Consider the following 16,677-nt stretch of genomic DNA (forward strand, 5'->3'; position numbering starts at 1 on the left):
ACCGCGGGGGCAACCCCATCCCGGCCGGGCCGTCGCCCCCGCCGATCTGCCAGAGTAGGTACATGAATATCGTCGTCGGCATCACCGGGGGCATCGCTGCGTACAAGGCGGTGAGCGTGATTCGCGGTTTTGTGCTGGCCGGTCACTCGGTTCAGGTCATCGCCACCGAGCACGCGCTGCGTTTCGTGGGCAAGCCGACGCTCGAAGCCATCTCGCGCAATACGGTTCACACCGACCTCTACGAGGGTGTCGCCGAGGTGCGGCACGTGGCGATCGGCCAGGCCGCCGACCTCATCGTGATCGCACCGACCACGGCGAACAGCCTGGCCAAACTCGCGGCCGGCATTGCGGATGATCTGCTCGGCAACACCATACTGGCCAGTCGCGCGCCCATTCTTCTGGCCCCTGCCATGCACACCGAGATGTGGCAGAACCCGGCGACGGTCGCGAATGTCGCCACCCTCCGCTCGCGCGGGTTTCACTTCATCGGGCCTGACAGCGGGCAGCTGACCGGCGCCGACTCGGGGCCGGGGCGGCTCTCGGAGCCCGACGCGATCGTGGCGGCGGGGCTCGCATTGGTGGCGACTGTCGTCGACGGGCGCGAGCCGGCAGACGCCAGTTCTGCGGGTTCGGGTGTTGCCGCTGCGGGTTCCAGCCTCGCAGGCCTCCGCATCCTCATCTCGGCCGGCGGAACCCGCGAGCCCCTCGACCCCGTGCGCTTCATCGGCAACCGGTCAAGCGGCAAGCAGGGTGTCGCCCTCGCCGATGCTGCCATTGCAGAGGGGGCGCGGGTCACGTTCGTCGGCGCCCACCTCGAAGTGCCACCACCGCGCGGAGCCGAACTGCACTCCGTCGAGACGGCCGAAGAACTGCGTGTCGAAATGCTGGCGCTCCAGGGCGGAGCCGACATCATCATCATGGCTGCCGCCGTGGCCGACTACCGCCCAAGCGAGGTGGCCGAAGGCAAAATCAAAAAAGACGTCGCGGGAGACGTGCTGACGCTCGAGCTGGTGAAGAACGCCGACATTCTTGCCGAGTTGTCGTCGCAGCGTGCTGACGACCAGGTGATCGTGGGCTTCGCCGCCGAGACCGCCGCCACGCGCGACGAACTGCTCGAACTCGGTCAGGCCAAGATCGCGCGCAAGGGCTGCGACTATCTTGTCCTCAACAGGGTGGGCTGGAGCGAAGGTTTCACCACAGACCACAACACGGTCGTTCTGCTCGATCGCACCGGGCATATAGTGATCGAGGCCGCGGGCAGCAAGCTGTCAGTGGCCCACAGCATACTCAGTGCGTTGGCTGTTCCCAGCCGCACGCACGCGCACCCGAACCACCAGGAGAAGAATGTCTAAACTTCGTCTTTTCACCTCAGAATCGGTCACCGAAGGCCACCCAGACAAGATCTGCGACCAGATCTCCGACAGCATCCTCGACGCGTTGCTCGAGGTCGACCCGGCGAGCCGGGTCGCCGTCGAGACCATGGTCACCACCGGGCTCGTGCACGTCGCCGGTGAGGTAACGACGAAGGGGTACGTCGACATCCCCACCATCGTTCGCGACCGCGTGAACGCCATCGGCTACACGTCCTCCGACATCGGGTTCGACGGCAGCAGCTGTGGTGTTTCCGTCTCCATCGGGGCCCAGTCACCCGACATCGCGCAGGGCGTGAACAACGCGTGGGAGACCCGGCAGACGGCCGACGGCGGCGACGGCGACCCGCTCGACCGCCAGGGCGCGGGCGACCAGGGCATCATGTTCGGCTTCGCCACCACCGAGACCCCCCAGCTCATGCCGATTCCCATCTGGCTCGCGCATCGGCTCAGCGAGAAGCTCGCCGAGGTGCGAAAGACCGGCCAGCTCGAGTACCTCCGCCCCGACGGCAAGACGCAGGTCACCATCGGCTACGAGGGCCACATCCCGCGCACGGTCGAAACTGTCGTGCTGTCGACCCAGCACACGCCGCGGGTGTCGACCGAACAGTTGCAGCGCGATGTCGCCGAGCTGATCATCCGGCCCGTGCTCGCCGACGCCCCGCTTGACGTGTCGGGCGCTCAGCTGCTCATCAACCCCACCGGTCGGTTCGAGATCGGCGGCCCCCAGGGCGACGCCGGGGTCACCGGCCGCAAGATCATCGTCGACACCTACGGCGGCGCGAGCCGTCATGGCGGCGGCGCCTTCAGCGGCAAAGACCCGTCGAAGGTCGACCGTTCTGCCGCATACGCCATGCGCTGGGTGGCAAAGAACGCCGTCGCGGCCGGTTTCGCCGACAAGCTCGAGATTCAGGTGGCGTACGCCATCGGCAAGTCGGCTCCGGTCGGTCTCTACGTCGAGACATTCGGCACGGGCCACCTGCCCGACGACGACATCATCGCGGCCATCGGCGAGGTGTTCGACCTGCGGCCGGCCGCCATCATCCGCGACCTCGACCTGCTGCGGCCCATCTACGCGCAGACCTCGACGTACGGTCACTTCGGGCGCGAGCTGCCCGACTTCACGTGGGAGCGTCTCGACCGCGTCGAAGCCCTGCAGGTCGCCGCGAAGTTGTGAGTGACGGCGGCATCACCCTCATCGCCCGGGTGATGCTCGAATCGCTGCTGCCCCAGCTCGACCGGTTGTTCGACTACCGGATCCCCGAGCGTCTGGCACCGGATGCCCGGCCGGGCGTTCGGGTCAAAGTACCCCTCCGTTCCGCCGGCCGCATGACCTCGGGCTACATCGTCGAGGTCACGGCGCACGCCGACTTCAGCGGAACCCTCAGCGAGCTCGAAGAGGTCGTCTCCGCGGTGCCCGTGCTCACCCCCGAGGTGTGGGCGCTCGCCCGCAGTGTGGCCGACCGTGCCGCCGGCAACGCGAGCGACGTGGTGCGGCTCGCGGTTCCGCCGCGACAGGTTCGGGTCGAGAAGGCGTTCGTGGCGCGTCGGGCGAAGGCCGCGGAGGCGGCTGCTACTGCGGCGGTTGTTGCTGCTGCTGGAAACACAGAGTCGCCCGAAAGCGCAGATCCCTCTGGAGACACTCCCAACCGCACCCCCATCGCGGGCTACGGCGACAACGTGATCGAGACCGCGCTGTACCGCCGGGCGCGTCTGTCGATCACCGCGATACCGACCGTGCGGCAGACCTCGGCCGGCGAATGGGTGGGCGCCTGGGCCGAGACCATGGCAGCCATGGCTGCGTTCACCCTCGGGCTCGGCCGGTCATCCATTCTCGTCGTTCCCGACTACCGCGACCAAGACCAGCTCGAGACGGCCCTCCGCGCCCACGTCGACGACGCCGACATCGCCCGGCTCGATGCCCGCCAGACCAACCCCGAACGCTACGCCCACTTTCTGTCGTGCCTCGAAGAGCGGCCACGCATCATCATCGGCAACCGCTCTGTTGTGTACGCGCCGGCGTTCGAGCTCGGGCTCATCGCACTGTGGGACGACGGCGACCCCCTGCACGACGAACCCCTCAGTCCGTACGTCTCGTCGCGCGATGTCGCTCTCATCCGCCAGGCGCAGTCGGGCTCGGCGCTCGCATTCGTGTCGCACTCGCGCAGCAGCGAGGTGCAGCGACTCGTCGAACTCGGCTTCGTCGACGACGTGCCACAGAACCCGAAGTTCCTGCCGAACGTCATCCCCACCTCGGCGCAGGTGTCTGGCGACGCGTTCGCCCAGTCGGCGCGCATCCCATCGTCTGCGTGGATGGCCGCCCGCAAAGCGCTCGAGACGGGCCCCGTGCTGATTCAGGTCGCCCGCCCCGGGTACGCCCCGGTTCTGGCCTGCGCGAGCTGTACCAACCCGGCGCACTGCCTGGTCTGCGACGGGCCGCTGCGCACACAGTCGAAGAACTCGCCTCCCTCCTGCGTCTTGTGCGGCGCCATCGCCGCCCAGTGGCAGTGTCGGCACTGTGAGGGCACCACGTTTCGGCTCATCGGCCAGGGCAGCGCACGAACCGCCGAAGAACTGGGCCGTGCGTTTCCGGCCACCCGCATCATCGTCTCCGACGGTACCCGCTCGCTCACCGATGTCTCAGAAGCCCCCGCACTCGTCATCGCCACCCGCGGGGCCGAGCCCGTCGCAGCCGGCGGCTACCATGCAGTTCTGCTTCTCGACGGCGAACGGATGCTCGCCCGCGAGTCGCTCACCGTCGCCGAAGACTGCCTGCGGTGGTGGTCGAACGCCATCGCCCTTGCCGCTCCGCGAGCTCCCGCCATCATCGTGGGCGTGGGCGGAGAACTCGCCCGCACCCTCGTCACCTGGCAGCAGAACCGCTTCGCCAGCGACGAGCTCGCCGACCGCCGCCGGCTGAGGTTTCCACCGGCCGTGCGCGTCGCCACAGTGAAGGGAACACCCGAGGCCGTGGCCGGCGCTGTGAAAGAACTCCACGATTCGGTTCACGGTGAAGATAGCGCGAAGATAGACGTGTTGGGCCCCGTACCCGACGAAGACGATTTCGTGCGATCCATCGTGCGGTTCGACTACTCGGTCGGCCAGGTCGTGGCCGCCACCCTTCGGGCTGCTGTCATCAGAAACGCCACCAGCAGGCGCAAAATACCCGGCCGCCCCGCCAACTTCCGCCCGCCACCCAGCCTGCGGGTTCGTTTCGACGACACGGAGATCCTCGATTGAAAATTGTCTTCGCCGGTACCCCGAGCGTGGCAGAACCCACGCTTCGCCGACTCGCCGCCGAGCACGAGATCGTCGCCGTCATCACCCGGCTCGACGCGCCGCAGGGCCGCCGCCGCATTCTCACCCCGTCACCCATCGCTGATGTCGCCGTTTCGCTCGGCCTGCCCGTGATCAAAGCGAATCGCCTCGACGATGACGTCACCGCACAGATCGCCGCGCTCAAACCGGAGCTCGGGGTCATCGTGGCCTACGGCGGGTTCGTGCGCGAGCCGCTGCTGAGCATCCCGCGCCTCGGCTGGGTGAACCTGCACTTCTCCCTGCTGCCACGCTGGCGCGGTGCGGCGCCCGTGCAGCACGCCGTGATCGCGGGCGACGCGGTCACGGGTGCCGCCGTCTTCCAGCTGGTGCCGGCGATGGATGCTGGGGCCGTGTTCGGCACCATCACCCAGACCATCGGGGCGCACCAGACCGCGGGCAACCTCCTCACCTCCCTCGCTGATGATGGCGCCGCGCTCACGGCTCGCGTGGTCGACGAACTCGCCAGCGGAGTTGCCGTGGCGCGCGAGCAGACGGGCGAGGCCACCCTGGCACCGAAGCTCTCGCTCGACGACGCCCGGCTGCACTGGAACGAGCCTTCGGCCCTCCTCTACCAACGTCTCCGCGGCGTCACGCCAGAACCCGGCGCGTTCACCTTCCTCAGCGGCCAGCGGTTCAAGATTCTCGAAGCCGAGCCCGCGCGTGATGCGGTGCAGCTGCCGCCGGGCGAGTTCGGGCTGCAGGGCGGGGCCGTCGTTGTGGGTACCGGCGATCATCCACTGCGGCTGCTGAGCGTACAGCCCGCCGGCAAGAAACCCATGCGGGCCGAGGACTGGTGGCGCGGGATCAGCAGTAGCGGCAACGGCAACGGCAGCGGCGACACGGAGAACGGCGAGACAGAGAAAGTGGTGGCAGAGTGAGCGAGTCGAACGAGCAGAACGGCGCCGAAGGGCGCGCGGCGGGTTCGGGCGGCTCGGGTGGTTCTGGTGGCTCGGGTAGTTCTGGCAGCTCGGGTGGTTCGGGTGGTTCGGGCAGCTCTGGCGGCTCGAGCAGCCACGGCGATCGCCCCAAGCACGGCCGAGCAGGCTCGAACCAGGGCCGCAACGGGTCGAGCCCGCGACGCGACGGCACGAATGCGAGTTCGGGCTCGCGGTCTGGTTCCGGCTCCGGCAGTAGCAACGCGACCCGCGACCGCGGCCGTCAGGGCGGCGGCGCCCCTCGCGACCGCTCGGGCACCGCTCCCGGCCCCCGCGAGCGCACACAGAGCGCCACCGCCGTACAGCCCGCCCGCCGCATCGCGTTCGAGGTCATCCGTGCCGTGCGCGAAGACGACGCCTACGCCAACCTGTTGCTTCCCACGAAGCTCAGCCGCGCGAAGCTGAACACCGCCGACGCGGGTCTCGCCACCGAGCTCACCTACGGCACCCTGCGCATGCGCGGGTACTACGACCGCGTCATCGAACTCGCGGCGCGGCGCCCCATCACCGAGATCGATGGAGTGATCGTCGACGTGCTCGAACTTGCGGCACACCAGCTGCTGTCGCTGCGCGTAGCCAGTCACGCGGCCGTGAACGAGGCCGTCGAGCTGGCGCGAACCGTCGGCACCCGATCATCCACCGGCTTCGTCAACGGCGTTCTGCGCACCCTCACCCGGTCGACGCCCGAGCAGTGGCAAGACCTGGTGCTGGAGTCGGCCCGGAACGACGACGAGCGCCTCGAGGTGCTGTACTCGCATCCGGCCTGGATCATCCGCGCGTTCCGCCGCGCACTGCTGAGCGACGGCGCCACAGCCGACGAGGCGGAGGTCGACCTGATCGAACTACTCGAAGCCGACAACGAAGCCGCGCGGCTCGGGCTCATCGCCCTGCCCGGGCTGGCCGATCGGGGCGAGATCAGGGCAGACGGGCATCCGGCACCGTATTCGCCGTACGGATTCATCACCGATTCAGGTGACCCCCGTGACATTCCACAGGTGGGTGAGGGCACTGTTCGTGTGCAAGACGAGGGGTCGCAGCTCGCTGCGCTGGCTCTCGTGAACGCTGCCCCCGTGACCGCGGGCGAGCTGTGGCTCGACATGTGCGCCGGGCCCGGAGGCAAGACGGCCGTGCTCGCGGCGTCGGCCGGGCTTGCCGGGGCTACGGTCATCGCGAACGAGCCGATCGCGGCGCGGGCCGAGCTCGTGCGCAATGCGGTCGCCGCGCTACCCGAACCACCCGAGGTGTGGGAGCTCGACGGAACCTCCCTGGGCGACGCCTTTCCTGCCCACTTCGACCGCATTCTCGTCGACGCGCCGTGCACCGGTCTCGGGGCACTGCGCCGCCGGCCAGAGGCGCGCTGGCGCAAGTCACCACGCGATGTCGCCGAGCTCGTGCTGCTGCAGGCGAAACTCATCGATGCAGCAGTCGCGGCGCTGAAGCCCGGAGGCATTCTGGCGTACGTGACCTGCTCGCCGCATGTCGCCGAGACGCGCGGTCAGGTTGCGGATGCTCTGCGGCGCCACACCGGCACACTCGTCGCCCTGCCGCAGTCGACCCAGTCGGTGCTGCAGTCGTTCGCGGGGCAGCCGCTGGTGCTCGGCAGCGACCCCACCCAGGTGCAGCTCTGGCCGCATCGGCACCGTACCGATGCCATGTTCATCGCGCTGCTGCAGAAGGTCGCGGAGTAGGGATGGGGGCGGGTCGGGGGCGGCCTGGGGGCGGCCCGGTTCGGGTTCGTGTTCGTGTTCGCCGGAGTGTGCTCCGTCTCGGGCTCTCCCACTCAGGCCTGTGCACAACGCGGTTCTCCACACATTCGCTCAGTTAGGCCAATAACTGAGTGAATGTCAGTGGTGCGTGAGAGAATTGCATTATGCAAACGACCACCGAAACTGCGCGCACCATCGCTGAGCTCGACGCTCTCGCGATGCGCATCAGCGCCATCGGCGCCATCGCGAGCCAAGCGGGCGCCATCGCGAGCGAAGCGGGCGACAACGGTGCGACCGCGAGCGGCGACGGTGCACGGGGTGCGGGCGCGAGTGCTTTCGCCGCAATGGTGAGCGACGACGAACTTCTGGGTGTCGCATCGGCCGTCGGCCGTGTTTCGGCGCGTATCGATGCACTGCAGATCGCTGTCGCAGGCGAGATCGGCGAGCGTTCGCGTGCAGAACTCGGCGAAGCCCGGCTCTCTGCCCGGCGTGGCTGCCGAACTCCATCCGAACTCCTCCAACGACTCACCTCACTCTCGGGCGCCGCTGCCACTCAGTTTCTCGCCGTCGGCGCTGCCACCCGCCCCTCGACTTCCTTCACCGGCGAGCCCCTTCCACCGCGCTTTCCTCGTGTCGCCCAGGCCCTCCGGGAGGGCGCCTTGTCTGCCGACGCCGCCACCGCAATCGTGCGCGGGCTCGGGCCGGCGGTGAGGGTGTTCGGCTTCCCTTCCGCCGTGAACTTCGACGGCTCACGCTCCGGCGACTCCAACAGCCCCCATGACCCTGATAACCCCGCTGGCCCGTCCGGTTCCGATAACCCCGCTGGCCCCGCTGGTTCTGATGGCGCCGACAGTATTGACAGCTTCAGCGGCTCTGACAGCTTCAGCTGTAGTGACGGCGTCACCGCCGCCGAAAGGGAGCTGGTCTCGGCCGCGCGTGGCGAAAGCCCCGAGAGCCCCGTTCCCGCAACCGCAGAAGAGTTGCGCCTGCAGGCTGCAGTGTGGTGCACCCTCCTCGACCCCGATGGCACACTTCCCGCTGAAGAACGCGCCATGAAGCTGCGCGGCTTCCGGCTCGGCACCGAGCGGCGCGGGGTCATCCCCGTCTCCGGCGACCTGCTCCCCGAAACCGCCGCTCGCCTCCAGCGCCTCTTCGACACCTACCTCTCACCCGCTTCCGGTCCTGTTGCGTTCCCTCGCGAATCGATCAGCCACGATTCAGTCAGCTGCGATCGGGTTTCCGCCCGGGCTACCATCGACAACGCCGCCGCCGCGAGCCATGCGGAGGTCGACGACATGCCCGAGACGAGATCCCGCGACCAACAGCGCCACGATGTCTTGGCGGCCATCCTCGAAACCGCCGCCCGCAGCGCCGAGACGCCGACCATCGGGGGAGCAGCACCCACCGTGCTGGTCAGCATTCAGTCCACCGAACTCGAGTCCGGTCACGGGGTGGGCTGGGCCGAAGGCATCGACGTACCCCTGTCGATCCACGCCGTCAGACAGCTCGCCTGTTCGGGCGGCACGCAGAAGGTGGTTCTCGGCGAGACGGGCCGGGTACTCTCCCTGGGCTCACCCGAACGCTGCTTCACGGGCTGGCAGCGACGCGCTATCACTCTCCGCGATGGCGGCTGCGTCATCCCCGGCTGTCAGATTCCGGCCGCCTGGTGCGAGATCCACCACGTCACCGCCCACGCCGACGGCGGCGCCACCCACACCGACAACGGGGTTCTGCTCTGCTGGTTCCACCACCGCAGCATCGAATCCTCGGGCTGGGAGGTCGCCATGCTCGCTGGAGTCCCTCACATCAAGGCCCCACCCTGGCTGTCCACAGCCCACCGGCACTGGATGCCCACCCATTCGTCTCGTATCCGCCGAACACTGCTCCGCACATGATTGTCACAGTGCATGTGAGCATTCGTCAGGTAACTGGTACGTTGTGGCGATGTCAGATCTTCTCGGCGTGTTCACCTCGATCATCTCCGCCGGGGCTTTGGCCGCCGCTGTGGCGGCCGGTATTGCCGCCTGGAGAGTGGTCGAAATCGAACGACGGAGAGACGCGCGCTCTCAGGCGCTGCACATCTCGTCGTGGGTATCAGAGCGTCCGACTGCGACAGGTCAGACGAGGGCCAAGCAGTACGGCGTCGAGATACTGAACGGCTCGACCTCGCCGGTGACAGACGTGACAGACGTGACAATCTATGTGCGCATGCTCGACGGCACCGCGTATGCCCCGCTCGCACTTCGCGTGCTGCCGCCCGGCCACTACTTCGCAGCGCAGGGTGCGAGGAGAAACCGCAGGGCAACCGACGGAGAAGCATCTTTACAGAGCGAGAAGAAGAGTGATGCCACGTGCGAAGCGAAGTACAAGTGGGCCTTCCCCGAATCGGTGGAGTCTGAGTGCAGACCGATCTGGATGAGCGAAACGTGGCGGGTGCAGAGCATGACCTTCACCGACCGAGCGAACATCACGTGGGAACGCACCGCAGACGGGGTGCTGAGCGAGCTCCCTGCACCGCATCAGCAGCACCAGGGCCGATACAGCCCGGGCCCGGAGCAGACCGGGCCGGGCGCCGGGCTCGTCTAGGGTTGGAGGTATGGCTGTGCGCATCGATCCGAGTATTCTGGCCGCCGATTTTGCGAACCTGGAGGCGGAGATCGCCCGGGTGGCGACGGCCGACCTCATTCACGTCGATGTGATGGACAACCATTTCGTGCCGAACCTGACCCTCGGGCTGCCGGTGGTCGAGAGCCTGCAGCGAGTGTCGCCGCTGCCGCTCGACCTGCACCTGATGATCTCCGACGCCGACCGCTGGGCCCCGGTGTACGCCGAGACCGGGGCGTACTCGGTCACGTTCCACGCCGAGGCGGCGGCCGATGTGGTGGCCACGGCCCGGCGGCTCCGCCAGATCGGTGCCCGTGCCGGGCTCGCGGTGAAGCCCGACACCGATATCGCCCCGTACCTCGAGTTGTTGCCCGAGTTCGACATGCTGCTCATCATGACGGTTGAGCCGGGGTTCGGTGGGCAGTCGTTCATGCAGAGCACCATGCCCAAGCTCAGCCGGGCATCCGAAGCCGTCGCGGCAAGCGGGCTCGATGTGTGGCTGCAGGTCGACGGCGGCATCAGCGAGAAGACGATCGAGCTGGCGTCGGCCGCGGGGGCGAACACATTCGTCGCCGGATCGAGCGTGTTCGGTGCCGAGAACGCTGCAGAGCAGATAGCGCTGCTGCGCGAGCTCGCTCGCTCGGCCGCCGGCGCGCACACGCACTGAGCCGCGCATCCGCACCAAGCAGCACACCCGCACCAAGCAGCACACCCGCACCAAGCAGCACACCCGCACCGACCGGCACCCCGCCCACTGCAGACCGGCTAACCTAGAAGCGTGAAAACCTTCGACGAACTGTTTGCCGAGCTGAGCGAGAAGCAGGCGTCGCGCCCCGAAGGGTCGGGCACCGTTCGTGAACTCGATGCCGGCGTGCACGCCATCGGCAAGAAGATCGTCGAAGAGGCCGCCGAGGTGTGGATGGCCGCCGAGTTTCAGAGCGATGCCGAAGCCGCCGAAGAGATGTCCCAGCTGATCTACCACGTGCAGGTGATGATGCTCGCAAAAGGCCTCACTCCGGCCGACATCTACCGACATCTGTAGTTGATTGTGTGATGCGTCCCCGCCGCATCAGACGGACGCCAACCGTTCGACACGTACTGCCGCATCACACGGACGCCAACCGTTCGACACACACTGCCGCGTCAAACGAACAGCGGCGGGCCTCGAACGCCCACCTCACTGCAGACCGTAGCCACCACACTTCTTCTGAAAGATCTTGCCATGCTGAAAATCGCGGTGCCCAACAAGGGCTCCCTGTCTGAAACCGCTGCCCAGATGCTCGCCGAGGCCGGTTACCACGGCCGCCGCGACCCCCGCGAACTGGTCACCGCCGACCCGGCGAACGGCGTCGAATTCTTCTACCTGCGGCCTCGCGACATCGCCACGTACGTCGGCTCGGGCGCCCTCGATGTGGGTATCACCGGCCGCGACCTGCTGCTCGACTCCGAGTCGCCCGCCACCGAGGTTGCCGAACTGAACTTCGGCGGCTCGACCTTTCGTTTCGCGAGCCCGGCCGGCGAGTTCAGCACGCTCGAGCAGTTGCAGGGCCGCCGGGTCGCCACGAGCTACCCGGGCCTCGTCGCGGCATTCCTCGCGAAGTCGAACGTCACCGCCACGCTGGTGAAGCTCGACGGGGCCGTCGAGTCTGCCGTGCGGCTCGGGGTGGCGGATGCCGTTGCCGACGTGGTCTCGACGGGCAGCACCCTGCGAAAGGCTGGTCTCGAGATCTTCGGCCCCGTCATTCTCGAGTCGACGGCAGTACTCATCAGTTCGGGCATCCAGAACCCGGGCGCCGACACTCTGCTGCGCCGGCTGCAGGGCGTTCTCGTGGCCCGCCAGTATGTGCTGATGGACTACGACGTGCCCCGCGCCCACCTCGATGCCGCCGCCGCACTCACGCCCGGCATCGAATCGCCCACCATCTCGCCCCTTGCCGACCCCGACTGGGTTGCGGTGCGCGCGATGGTTCCGCGCCACGACATGAACCTCGTCATGGACGCCCTGTGGGAGGTCGGCGCGCGCGCCATTCTGGTCAGCCCCATTCACGCTGCGAGAATCTAGTCATGACACTTGCAGTGCGGGTGATTCCGTGTCTCGATGTGGCCGCCGGTCGCGTGGTGAAGGGCGTCAACTTCGAGAACCTGCGTGATGCCGGTGACCCTGTCGAACTGGCCGGCCTGTACGCCGCACAGGGCGCCGACGAGATCACCTTTCTCGACGTGACCGCCACCGTCGACGAGCGCGCCACGATGTACGACATCGTGCGCCAGACCGCCGAGCAGGTCTTCATTCCGCTCACCGTCGGCGGGGGAGTGCGAAGCACCGACGACGTGGCCCGCCTGCTCGCCAGCGGGGCCGACAAGGTGGGCGTGAATAGCGCCGCCATCGCCCGCCCCGAGCTCATCGGCGAGATCGCCGACCGGTTCGGCGCACAGGTTCTGGTGCTGTCGCTCGACATCAAACGCTCGACGAGCGAGGCTGCGCGCCGCGGCTCGGGTTTCGTCGTGACCACGCACGGCGGTCGCCGCGAGACCGAACTGGATGCCCTGGCCTGGGCCACCCGCGCTATCGAGCTGGGGGCGGGCGAACTGCTCGTGAACTCCATCGACGCCGACGGCACGAAAGACGGCTATGACCTCGAACTGATCCGGTTGATGCGGGCCATCAGCTCCGTGCCCGTGATCGCGTCGGGCGGCGCCGGGCGCGTGAGCGACTTTCCCGACGCCATCGCCGCGGGGGCCGACGCCGTTCTCGCCGCATCGGTGTTCCACAACCGCGAGCTCACCATCGCCGACGTCAAGTCGGCCCTCACCGAGAGCGGGGTGGTGGTGCGATGAGCAGCAGCACGGGCAACAGTACGGGCAACGACACGAGCGTGAGTGATGACACGAGCGCCGACAGTGCCCTCGACGCCATCATCAGCCGCGCGAGCTTCAACGGCAAGGGCCTGCTGCCCGCCGTCATCCAGCAGTTCGACACCCGCGAGGTGCTGATGCTCGGCTGGATGGACGCCGAAGCCCTACGCCGCACGTACACCAGCGGCCGGGTGACGTTCTGGTCGCGCTCCCGCCAGGAGTACTGGCGAAAGGGCGACACTTCCGGCCACGCGCAGTTCGTGAAGTCTGCCGCCCTCGACTGTGACGGGGATACGCTTCTTGTAGAGGTCGACCAAGTGGGCGCCGCGTGCCACACCGGTGACCGCACGTGCTTCGACGCCGACCACCTGCACCCCGTCGTGGGCAATGCTCCCGCAGCACCGAGGCCGGAAGCACCAGCGCCAACACACACAGAACCAGCAGAACCAGCAGAACGAGACATCTGATGCCCCAGACCGCAGTGCACAGCACCACGCGTGAGCAGTTCGACGAACTGCTCGGCACGCACCGGGTGATCCCGGTCATCCGCACCCTCTTCGCCGACGGCGAGACGCCCGTGGGCATCTACCGCAAGCTGAGCGACAACCGGCCGGGCACCTTTCTGCTCGAGTCGGCCAGCCAGGGTGGGGTGTGGTCGCGGTTCTCGTTCATCGGCGTGTCGAGCTACGGTGTGCTCAGCGCTCAGGATGACCGTTCGGTGTGGCTCGATTCCGGGCTCAGTGCCGCGCGAGCGTTTCCGCACGGTATGCCGGGCACACCGCTCGAGGCCCTGGCCGAACTCTACGAAGAGTGGAAGACCCCAGCCGTCGACGGCCACCCGCCGCTGACCGGGGGCCTCGTCGGCTTCATCGGCTGGGAGACCGTTCGCCAGATCGAGCGCCTGCCCGACCAGCCGGCCGCCGACATCGAGGTTCCGAGCCAGGCGCTGACGTTCGTCGCCGATCTCGTGGCCGTCGATCATCTTCTCGGCACGGTCACCCTCATCTCAGCCGTACTGGCCGACGGTGACCTCGCGGGCGGGTCGGGCGATGCCGGTGGGCACAGTGCCGATCCCGACGAGCTCTGGGCCGATGCCGTCGCGCGGCTCGACGCCATGCAACTGCGGCTCGCCCAGCCCGCCGAGGCGTGGCTCGCCGATGCCGACTTCTCGCTCAGTGCCGCGCCGGTGGCACGCACCGACCGCAGCGCGTTCCTTGAGTCGATCGAGGTGGCCAAAGAACACATTCGCGAGGGCGACATCTTTCAGGTGGTCGTCTCGCAGCGGTTCGACCTGGCGTGCGAGGCGGAGCCCATCGAGGTGTACCGTGTGCTGCGCACGCTGAACCCGAGCCCCTACCTGTACCTGCTGAACCTCGAGACCCCGGGCGGCGAGCCGTACGCCATTGTCGGTTCAAGCCCTGAGGCTCTGGTCAAGGTCGAAGGTTCGCGGGCCTTCACCCACCCCATTGCTGGCTCCCGCCCCAGGGGTCGCACGACCGACGAAGACCTGGCCTATGAGACCGACCTGCTGGCAGACCCCAAAGAGCGCGCAGAGCACCTGATGCTCGTCGACCTCGCCCGCAACGACCTGCTGAAGGTCTGCCGCGCCGGGTCGGTCGAGGTGACCGAGTTCATGCGCATCGAGCGGTTCAGCCACATCATGCACATCGTGTCGTCGGTCGAGGGGATGCTCTCACCCGACGTCACCGCGGTCGATGTGTTCCGCGCCACCTTCCCTGCCGGCACGCTCTCGGGTGCGCCGAAACCGCGCGCGCTGCAGATCATCGACGAGCTCGAACCCGCCCAGCGCGGCGTCTACGGGGGAGTCGTGGGCTACTTCGACTTCGCCGGCGACGCCGACCTCGCCATCGCCATCCGCACCGCGGTGATCGCAGGGGGCACGGCTCGTGTGCAGGCGGGCGGCGGAATCGTGGCCGACTCCGACCCCGACTCCGAGTTCATCGAGTCGCAGAACAAGGCGGCCGCCCCGCTGCGGGCCGTCGCCATCGCCAACGCCATGAAGCGGGTCGTATGAGCGACGCACGCGAGACCCCGGATGCAATGGCCGCCAAGGCCCGCCGCTTGAAGTCGTTCACGATTCTGGCTGTGGTGCTCTGGAGTGCCCTCGTCTTCTTGGCCTGGTCGCAGCCCTGGTTCAGCCTGACCGCCAGCGGGCGGGCCGGTGACAGCCTCACCATCAGCGTGCAGGGCAGCATCGCAGGGCCCGCACTCTCGGCCCTGGCTCTGGCCGGCCTCGCCCTGTCAGCTGCCCTCGCCATCGCCGGAACCGTCGTACGCGCCGTGCTCGGCTTTCTCGAACTCGTGCTGGGCGCCTCCATTGCGTTCTCATCGATCAGCGCCCTTGCTGATCCTGCCGGCGCTAGCCAGGCCGCCGTGACGACGGCTACGGGCGTGGCAGGGTCGGGCTCGATCAAGGCGATCGTGTCGGCAGCGAGCCCCACGCTCTGGCCCTACCTCGCTGTGGTGGTCGGCGTGCTGATGGCCCTCACGGGCATCCTGATCATGGTGTCACTGCGCCGCTGGCCCGTGTCGGGCCGCCGCTACCAGCCGGTTCAGTTCGCCGCCGCCGACGGCCGCACCTCGTCGAACCCGGCAGACCTGCTCGAGCCCGATGACGATAAGGCCGATGACGAGACTGAGCCCGCGAACCCGGTCGACCCCGACGAAGTCGCCATCAGCAGCAAGAATGCGGCCGTCGACAATTGGGACAGCCTCACACGCGGCACCGACCCCACCAGCTGACGCCAGCCCCAAACAACGACGCCAGCCCCAAACAACGCTGCCGTCACCAGATACACTTGAATTCGACCAGCGCAGCCGCGCGCACAGCACCGAGGAGCATCACGCACAATGAGTATTGAGTCAGCAGAACCGGGCCACGGCAGCTCCACTGCCTCGTGGACGGCGGTGGTCATCATGCTGGTGGCCTTCGCCATCGGCACCACCGCTTTCTTCTTCAGCATCGTGTGGCTCGTCTGGGCTTCGGCTGGTCTTCTCATCCTCGGCCTGCTCACCGGCATCGTGCTGGCGAAGGCCGGCTATGGCGTGGGCGGCTCGAAAACCGTCTCGAAGAGTCACTGACGCCGGTGCTTCGAGATCTCACCGCCGGTGCCGCTGAAGATGCAGCAGCCCGGCAGCAGCTCGTCTCTTTCGACGACATAGAACAGCGCGCCCACGAGCAGACGCCGGCCCTGGATGCCCTGGCCTTCCTTGCTCCCGCTGAACGCGTCAAGATCATCGCCGAAGTCAAGCGCTCGAGCCCGAGCCGCGGGGCCCTGGCCACGATCACCGACCCGGCAGCCCTCGCCTCGACGTACCAGTCGGCGGGCGCGAGCACGGTCAGCGTGCTCACCGAGGGCCGCAAGTTCAAGGGTTCCCTCGAAGATCTCGAACTCGTGCGCGATGCGGTGTCGATTCCGGTGCTGCGAAAAGATTTCATCACGCTCGACTACCAGGTCTTCGAGGCCCGTGCCGCCGGCGCCGACCTCGTTCTGCTGATCGTGGCTGCTCTCGAGCAGCCCGAGCTGGTGCACCTGCACGAGCTGATCACGTCGCTCGGCATGACCGCGCTCGTCGAGACGCACTCCGCCGACGAGGTAGAGCGTGCGCTCGACCTCGGCGCCTCGCTGATCGGTGTCAACGCACGCAACCTCAGCACCTTCGAGCTCGATCAAGACCTGTTCGGGCGACTCGCCGACCGCATTCCTGCCGGCATCATCCGCGTGGCCGAGTCTGCCGTGAAGACCGCGGCCGATGTCAGCCACTACCGCTCGAGCGGAGCCGACGTGGTACTCGTGGGCGAAGCCCTCGTCACGGGCGACCCGGCACGCACGCTCGAAGAATTTCTCGGTATTTCATGACTGGAGT

16 protein-coding genes are annotated in these 16,677 nt (G+C 67.7%); all 16 read left to right on the forward strand.

The window, feature by feature from the left end; all coding sequences use genetic code 11:
• Nucleotides 1–62: 62 nt before the first annotated feature.
• The 16 genes from coaBC (at nt 63) to trpC (ending at nt 16,670) form a co-directional block, all read left to right on the forward strand.
• On the forward strand, nt 63–1,352 hold the full coding sequence (gene coaBC / locus D4765_RS07895; RefSeq protein WP_136641746.1) for a bifunctional phosphopantothenoylcysteine decarboxylase/phosphopantothenate--cysteine ligase CoaBC: 1,290 nt from the start codon (nt 63–65) through the stop codon (nt 1,350–1,352).
• Nucleotides 1,345–2,547, forward strand: a complete 1,203-nt coding sequence (gene metK / locus D4765_RS07900) for a methionine adenosyltransferase (RefSeq protein WP_136641747.1) — start codon at nt 1,345–1,347, stop codon at nt 2,545–2,547. The genes coaBC and metK overlap by 8 nt, the downstream gene beginning before the upstream one ends.
• On the forward strand, nt 2,544–4,610 hold the full coding sequence (locus D4765_RS07905; RefSeq protein WP_323512009.1) for a primosomal protein N' family DNA-binding protein: 2,067 nt from the start codon (nt 2,544–2,546) through the stop codon (nt 4,608–4,610). The genes metK and D4765_RS07905 overlap by 4 nt, the downstream gene beginning before the upstream one ends.
• Nucleotides 4,607–5,566 (forward strand): methionyl-tRNA formyltransferase, encoded by a 960-nt coding sequence (fmt, locus tag D4765_RS07910; RefSeq protein WP_136641748.1) that lies wholly within the window; start codon nt 4,607–4,609, stop codon nt 5,564–5,566. The genes D4765_RS07905 and fmt overlap by 4 nt, the downstream gene beginning before the upstream one ends.
• Nucleotides 5,567–5,940: 374 nt before the next feature.
• Nucleotides 5,941–7,311, forward strand: a complete 1,371-nt coding sequence (locus tag D4765_RS07915; protein WP_136641772.1) for an RsmB/NOP family class I SAM-dependent RNA methyltransferase — start codon at nt 5,941–5,943, stop codon at nt 7,309–7,311.
• A gap of 182 nt (nt 7,312–7,493) precedes the next feature.
• Nucleotides 7,494–9,224 (forward strand): HNH endonuclease signature motif containing protein, encoded by a 1,731-nt coding sequence (locus tag D4765_RS07920; RefSeq protein WP_136641749.1) that lies wholly within the window; start codon nt 7,494–7,496, stop codon nt 9,222–9,224.
• Nucleotides 9,225–9,273: 49 nt separating this feature from the next.
• Nucleotides 9,274–9,915 (forward strand): hypothetical protein, encoded by a 642-nt coding sequence (locus D4765_RS07925; protein WP_136641750.1) that lies wholly within the window; start codon nt 9,274–9,276, stop codon nt 9,913–9,915.
• Nucleotides 9,916–9,925: 10 nt separating this feature from the next.
• On the forward strand, nt 9,926–10,600 hold the full coding sequence (rpe, locus tag D4765_RS07930) for a ribulose-phosphate 3-epimerase (RefSeq protein ID WP_136641751.1): 675 nt from the start codon (nt 9,926–9,928) through the stop codon (nt 10,598–10,600).
• 111 nt (nt 10,601–10,711) lie between these two features.
• On the forward strand, nt 10,712–10,975 hold the full coding sequence (locus D4765_RS07940; RefSeq protein WP_136641752.1) for a phosphoribosyl-ATP diphosphatase: 264 nt from the start codon (nt 10,712–10,714) through the stop codon (nt 10,973–10,975).
• A gap of 180 nt (nt 10,976–11,155) precedes the next feature.
• Complete coding sequence (gene hisG, locus D4765_RS07945) at nt 11,156–11,995, forward strand: ATP phosphoribosyltransferase (RefSeq protein WP_136641753.1); 840 nt, start codon at nt 11,156–11,158, stop codon at nt 11,993–11,995.
• A 2-nt stretch (nt 11,996–11,997) separates the two neighbouring features.
• Entirely contained in the window at nt 11,998–12,771 is a 774-nt protein-coding gene (gene hisF, locus D4765_RS07950; protein ID WP_136641754.1) for an imidazole glycerol phosphate synthase subunit HisF, read from the forward strand.
• The gene (gene hisI / locus D4765_RS07955; RefSeq protein WP_136641755.1) at nt 12,768–13,256 is read left to right on the forward strand and encodes a phosphoribosyl-AMP cyclohydrolase; all 489 of its coding nucleotides are present in this window, start codon (nt 12,768–12,770) and stop codon (nt 13,254–13,256) included. Before hisF ends, hisI begins: the two co-directional genes overlap by 4 nt.
• The gene (locus tag D4765_RS07960; RefSeq protein WP_136641756.1) at nt 13,256–14,824 is read left to right on the forward strand and encodes an anthranilate synthase component I; all 1,569 of its coding nucleotides are present in this window, start codon (nt 13,256–13,258) and stop codon (nt 14,822–14,824) included. The genes hisI and D4765_RS07960 overlap by 1 nt, the downstream gene beginning before the upstream one ends.
• A complete protein-coding gene (locus D4765_RS07965; RefSeq protein ID WP_237280312.1) occupies nt 14,821–15,552 on the forward strand; it encodes a Trp biosynthesis-associated membrane protein in 732 nt (243 codons plus the stop codon). Before D4765_RS07960 ends, D4765_RS07965 begins: the two co-directional genes overlap by 4 nt.
• Before the next feature lie 108 nt (nt 15,553–15,660).
• Nucleotides 15,661–15,891, forward strand: coding sequence for a DUF6704 family protein (locus D4765_RS07970; protein WP_136641757.1), 231 nt, complete (start codon nt 15,661–15,663; stop codon nt 15,889–15,891).
• Nucleotides 15,892–15,896: 5 nt separating this feature from the next.
• Entirely contained in the window at nt 15,897–16,670 is a 774-nt protein-coding gene (gene trpC / locus D4765_RS07975; RefSeq protein WP_136641758.1) for an indole-3-glycerol phosphate synthase TrpC, read from the forward strand.
• Nucleotides 16,671–16,677 lie beyond the last annotated feature (7 nt).

The sequence above is a fragment of the Subtercola vilae genome (assembly GCF_004923255.1).
In the GTDB taxonomy this organism is placed as follows: Bacteria; Actinomycetota; Actinomycetes; order Actinomycetales; family Microbacteriaceae; genus Subtercola; species Subtercola vilae.

What these genes read in the sequence shown, in the direction of transcription:
- coaBC (WP_136641746.1), top strand. Translation starts at nt 63, where the DNA reads ATGAATATCGTCGTCGGCATCACCGGGGGCATCGCTGCGTACAAGGCG.
- metK (WP_136641747.1), top strand. Translation starts at nt 1,345, where the DNA reads ATGTCTAAACTTCGTCTTTTCACCTCAGAATCGGTCACCGAAGGCCAC.
- D4765_RS07920 (WP_136641749.1), top strand. Translation starts at nt 7,494, where the DNA reads ATGCAAACGACCACCGAAACTGCGCGCACCATCGCTGAGCTCGACGCT.
- D4765_RS07925 (WP_136641750.1), top strand. Translation starts at nt 9,274, where the DNA reads ATGTCAGATCTTCTCGGCGTGTTCACCTCGATCATCTCCGCCGGGGCT.
- rpe (WP_136641751.1), top strand. Translation starts at nt 9,926, where the DNA reads ATGGCTGTGCGCATCGATCCGAGTATTCTGGCCGCCGATTTTGCGAAC.
- hisG (WP_136641753.1), top strand. Translation starts at nt 11,156, where the DNA reads ATGCTGAAAATCGCGGTGCCCAACAAGGGCTCCCTGTCTGAAACCGCT.
- hisF (WP_136641754.1), top strand. Translation starts at nt 11,998, where the DNA reads ATGACACTTGCAGTGCGGGTGATTCCGTGTCTCGATGTGGCCGCCGGT.
- hisI (WP_136641755.1), top strand. Translation starts at nt 12,768, where the DNA reads ATGAGCAGCAGCACGGGCAACAGTACGGGCAACGACACGAGCGTGAGT.
- D4765_RS07960 (WP_136641756.1), top strand. Translation starts at nt 13,256, where the DNA reads ATGCCCCAGACCGCAGTGCACAGCACCACGCGTGAGCAGTTCGACGAA.
- D4765_RS07965 (WP_237280312.1), top strand. Translation starts at nt 14,821, where the DNA reads ATGAGCGACGCACGCGAGACCCCGGATGCAATGGCCGCCAAGGCCCGC.
- D4765_RS07970 (WP_136641757.1), top strand. Translation starts at nt 15,661, where the DNA reads ATGAGTATTGAGTCAGCAGAACCGGGCCACGGCAGCTCCACTGCCTCG.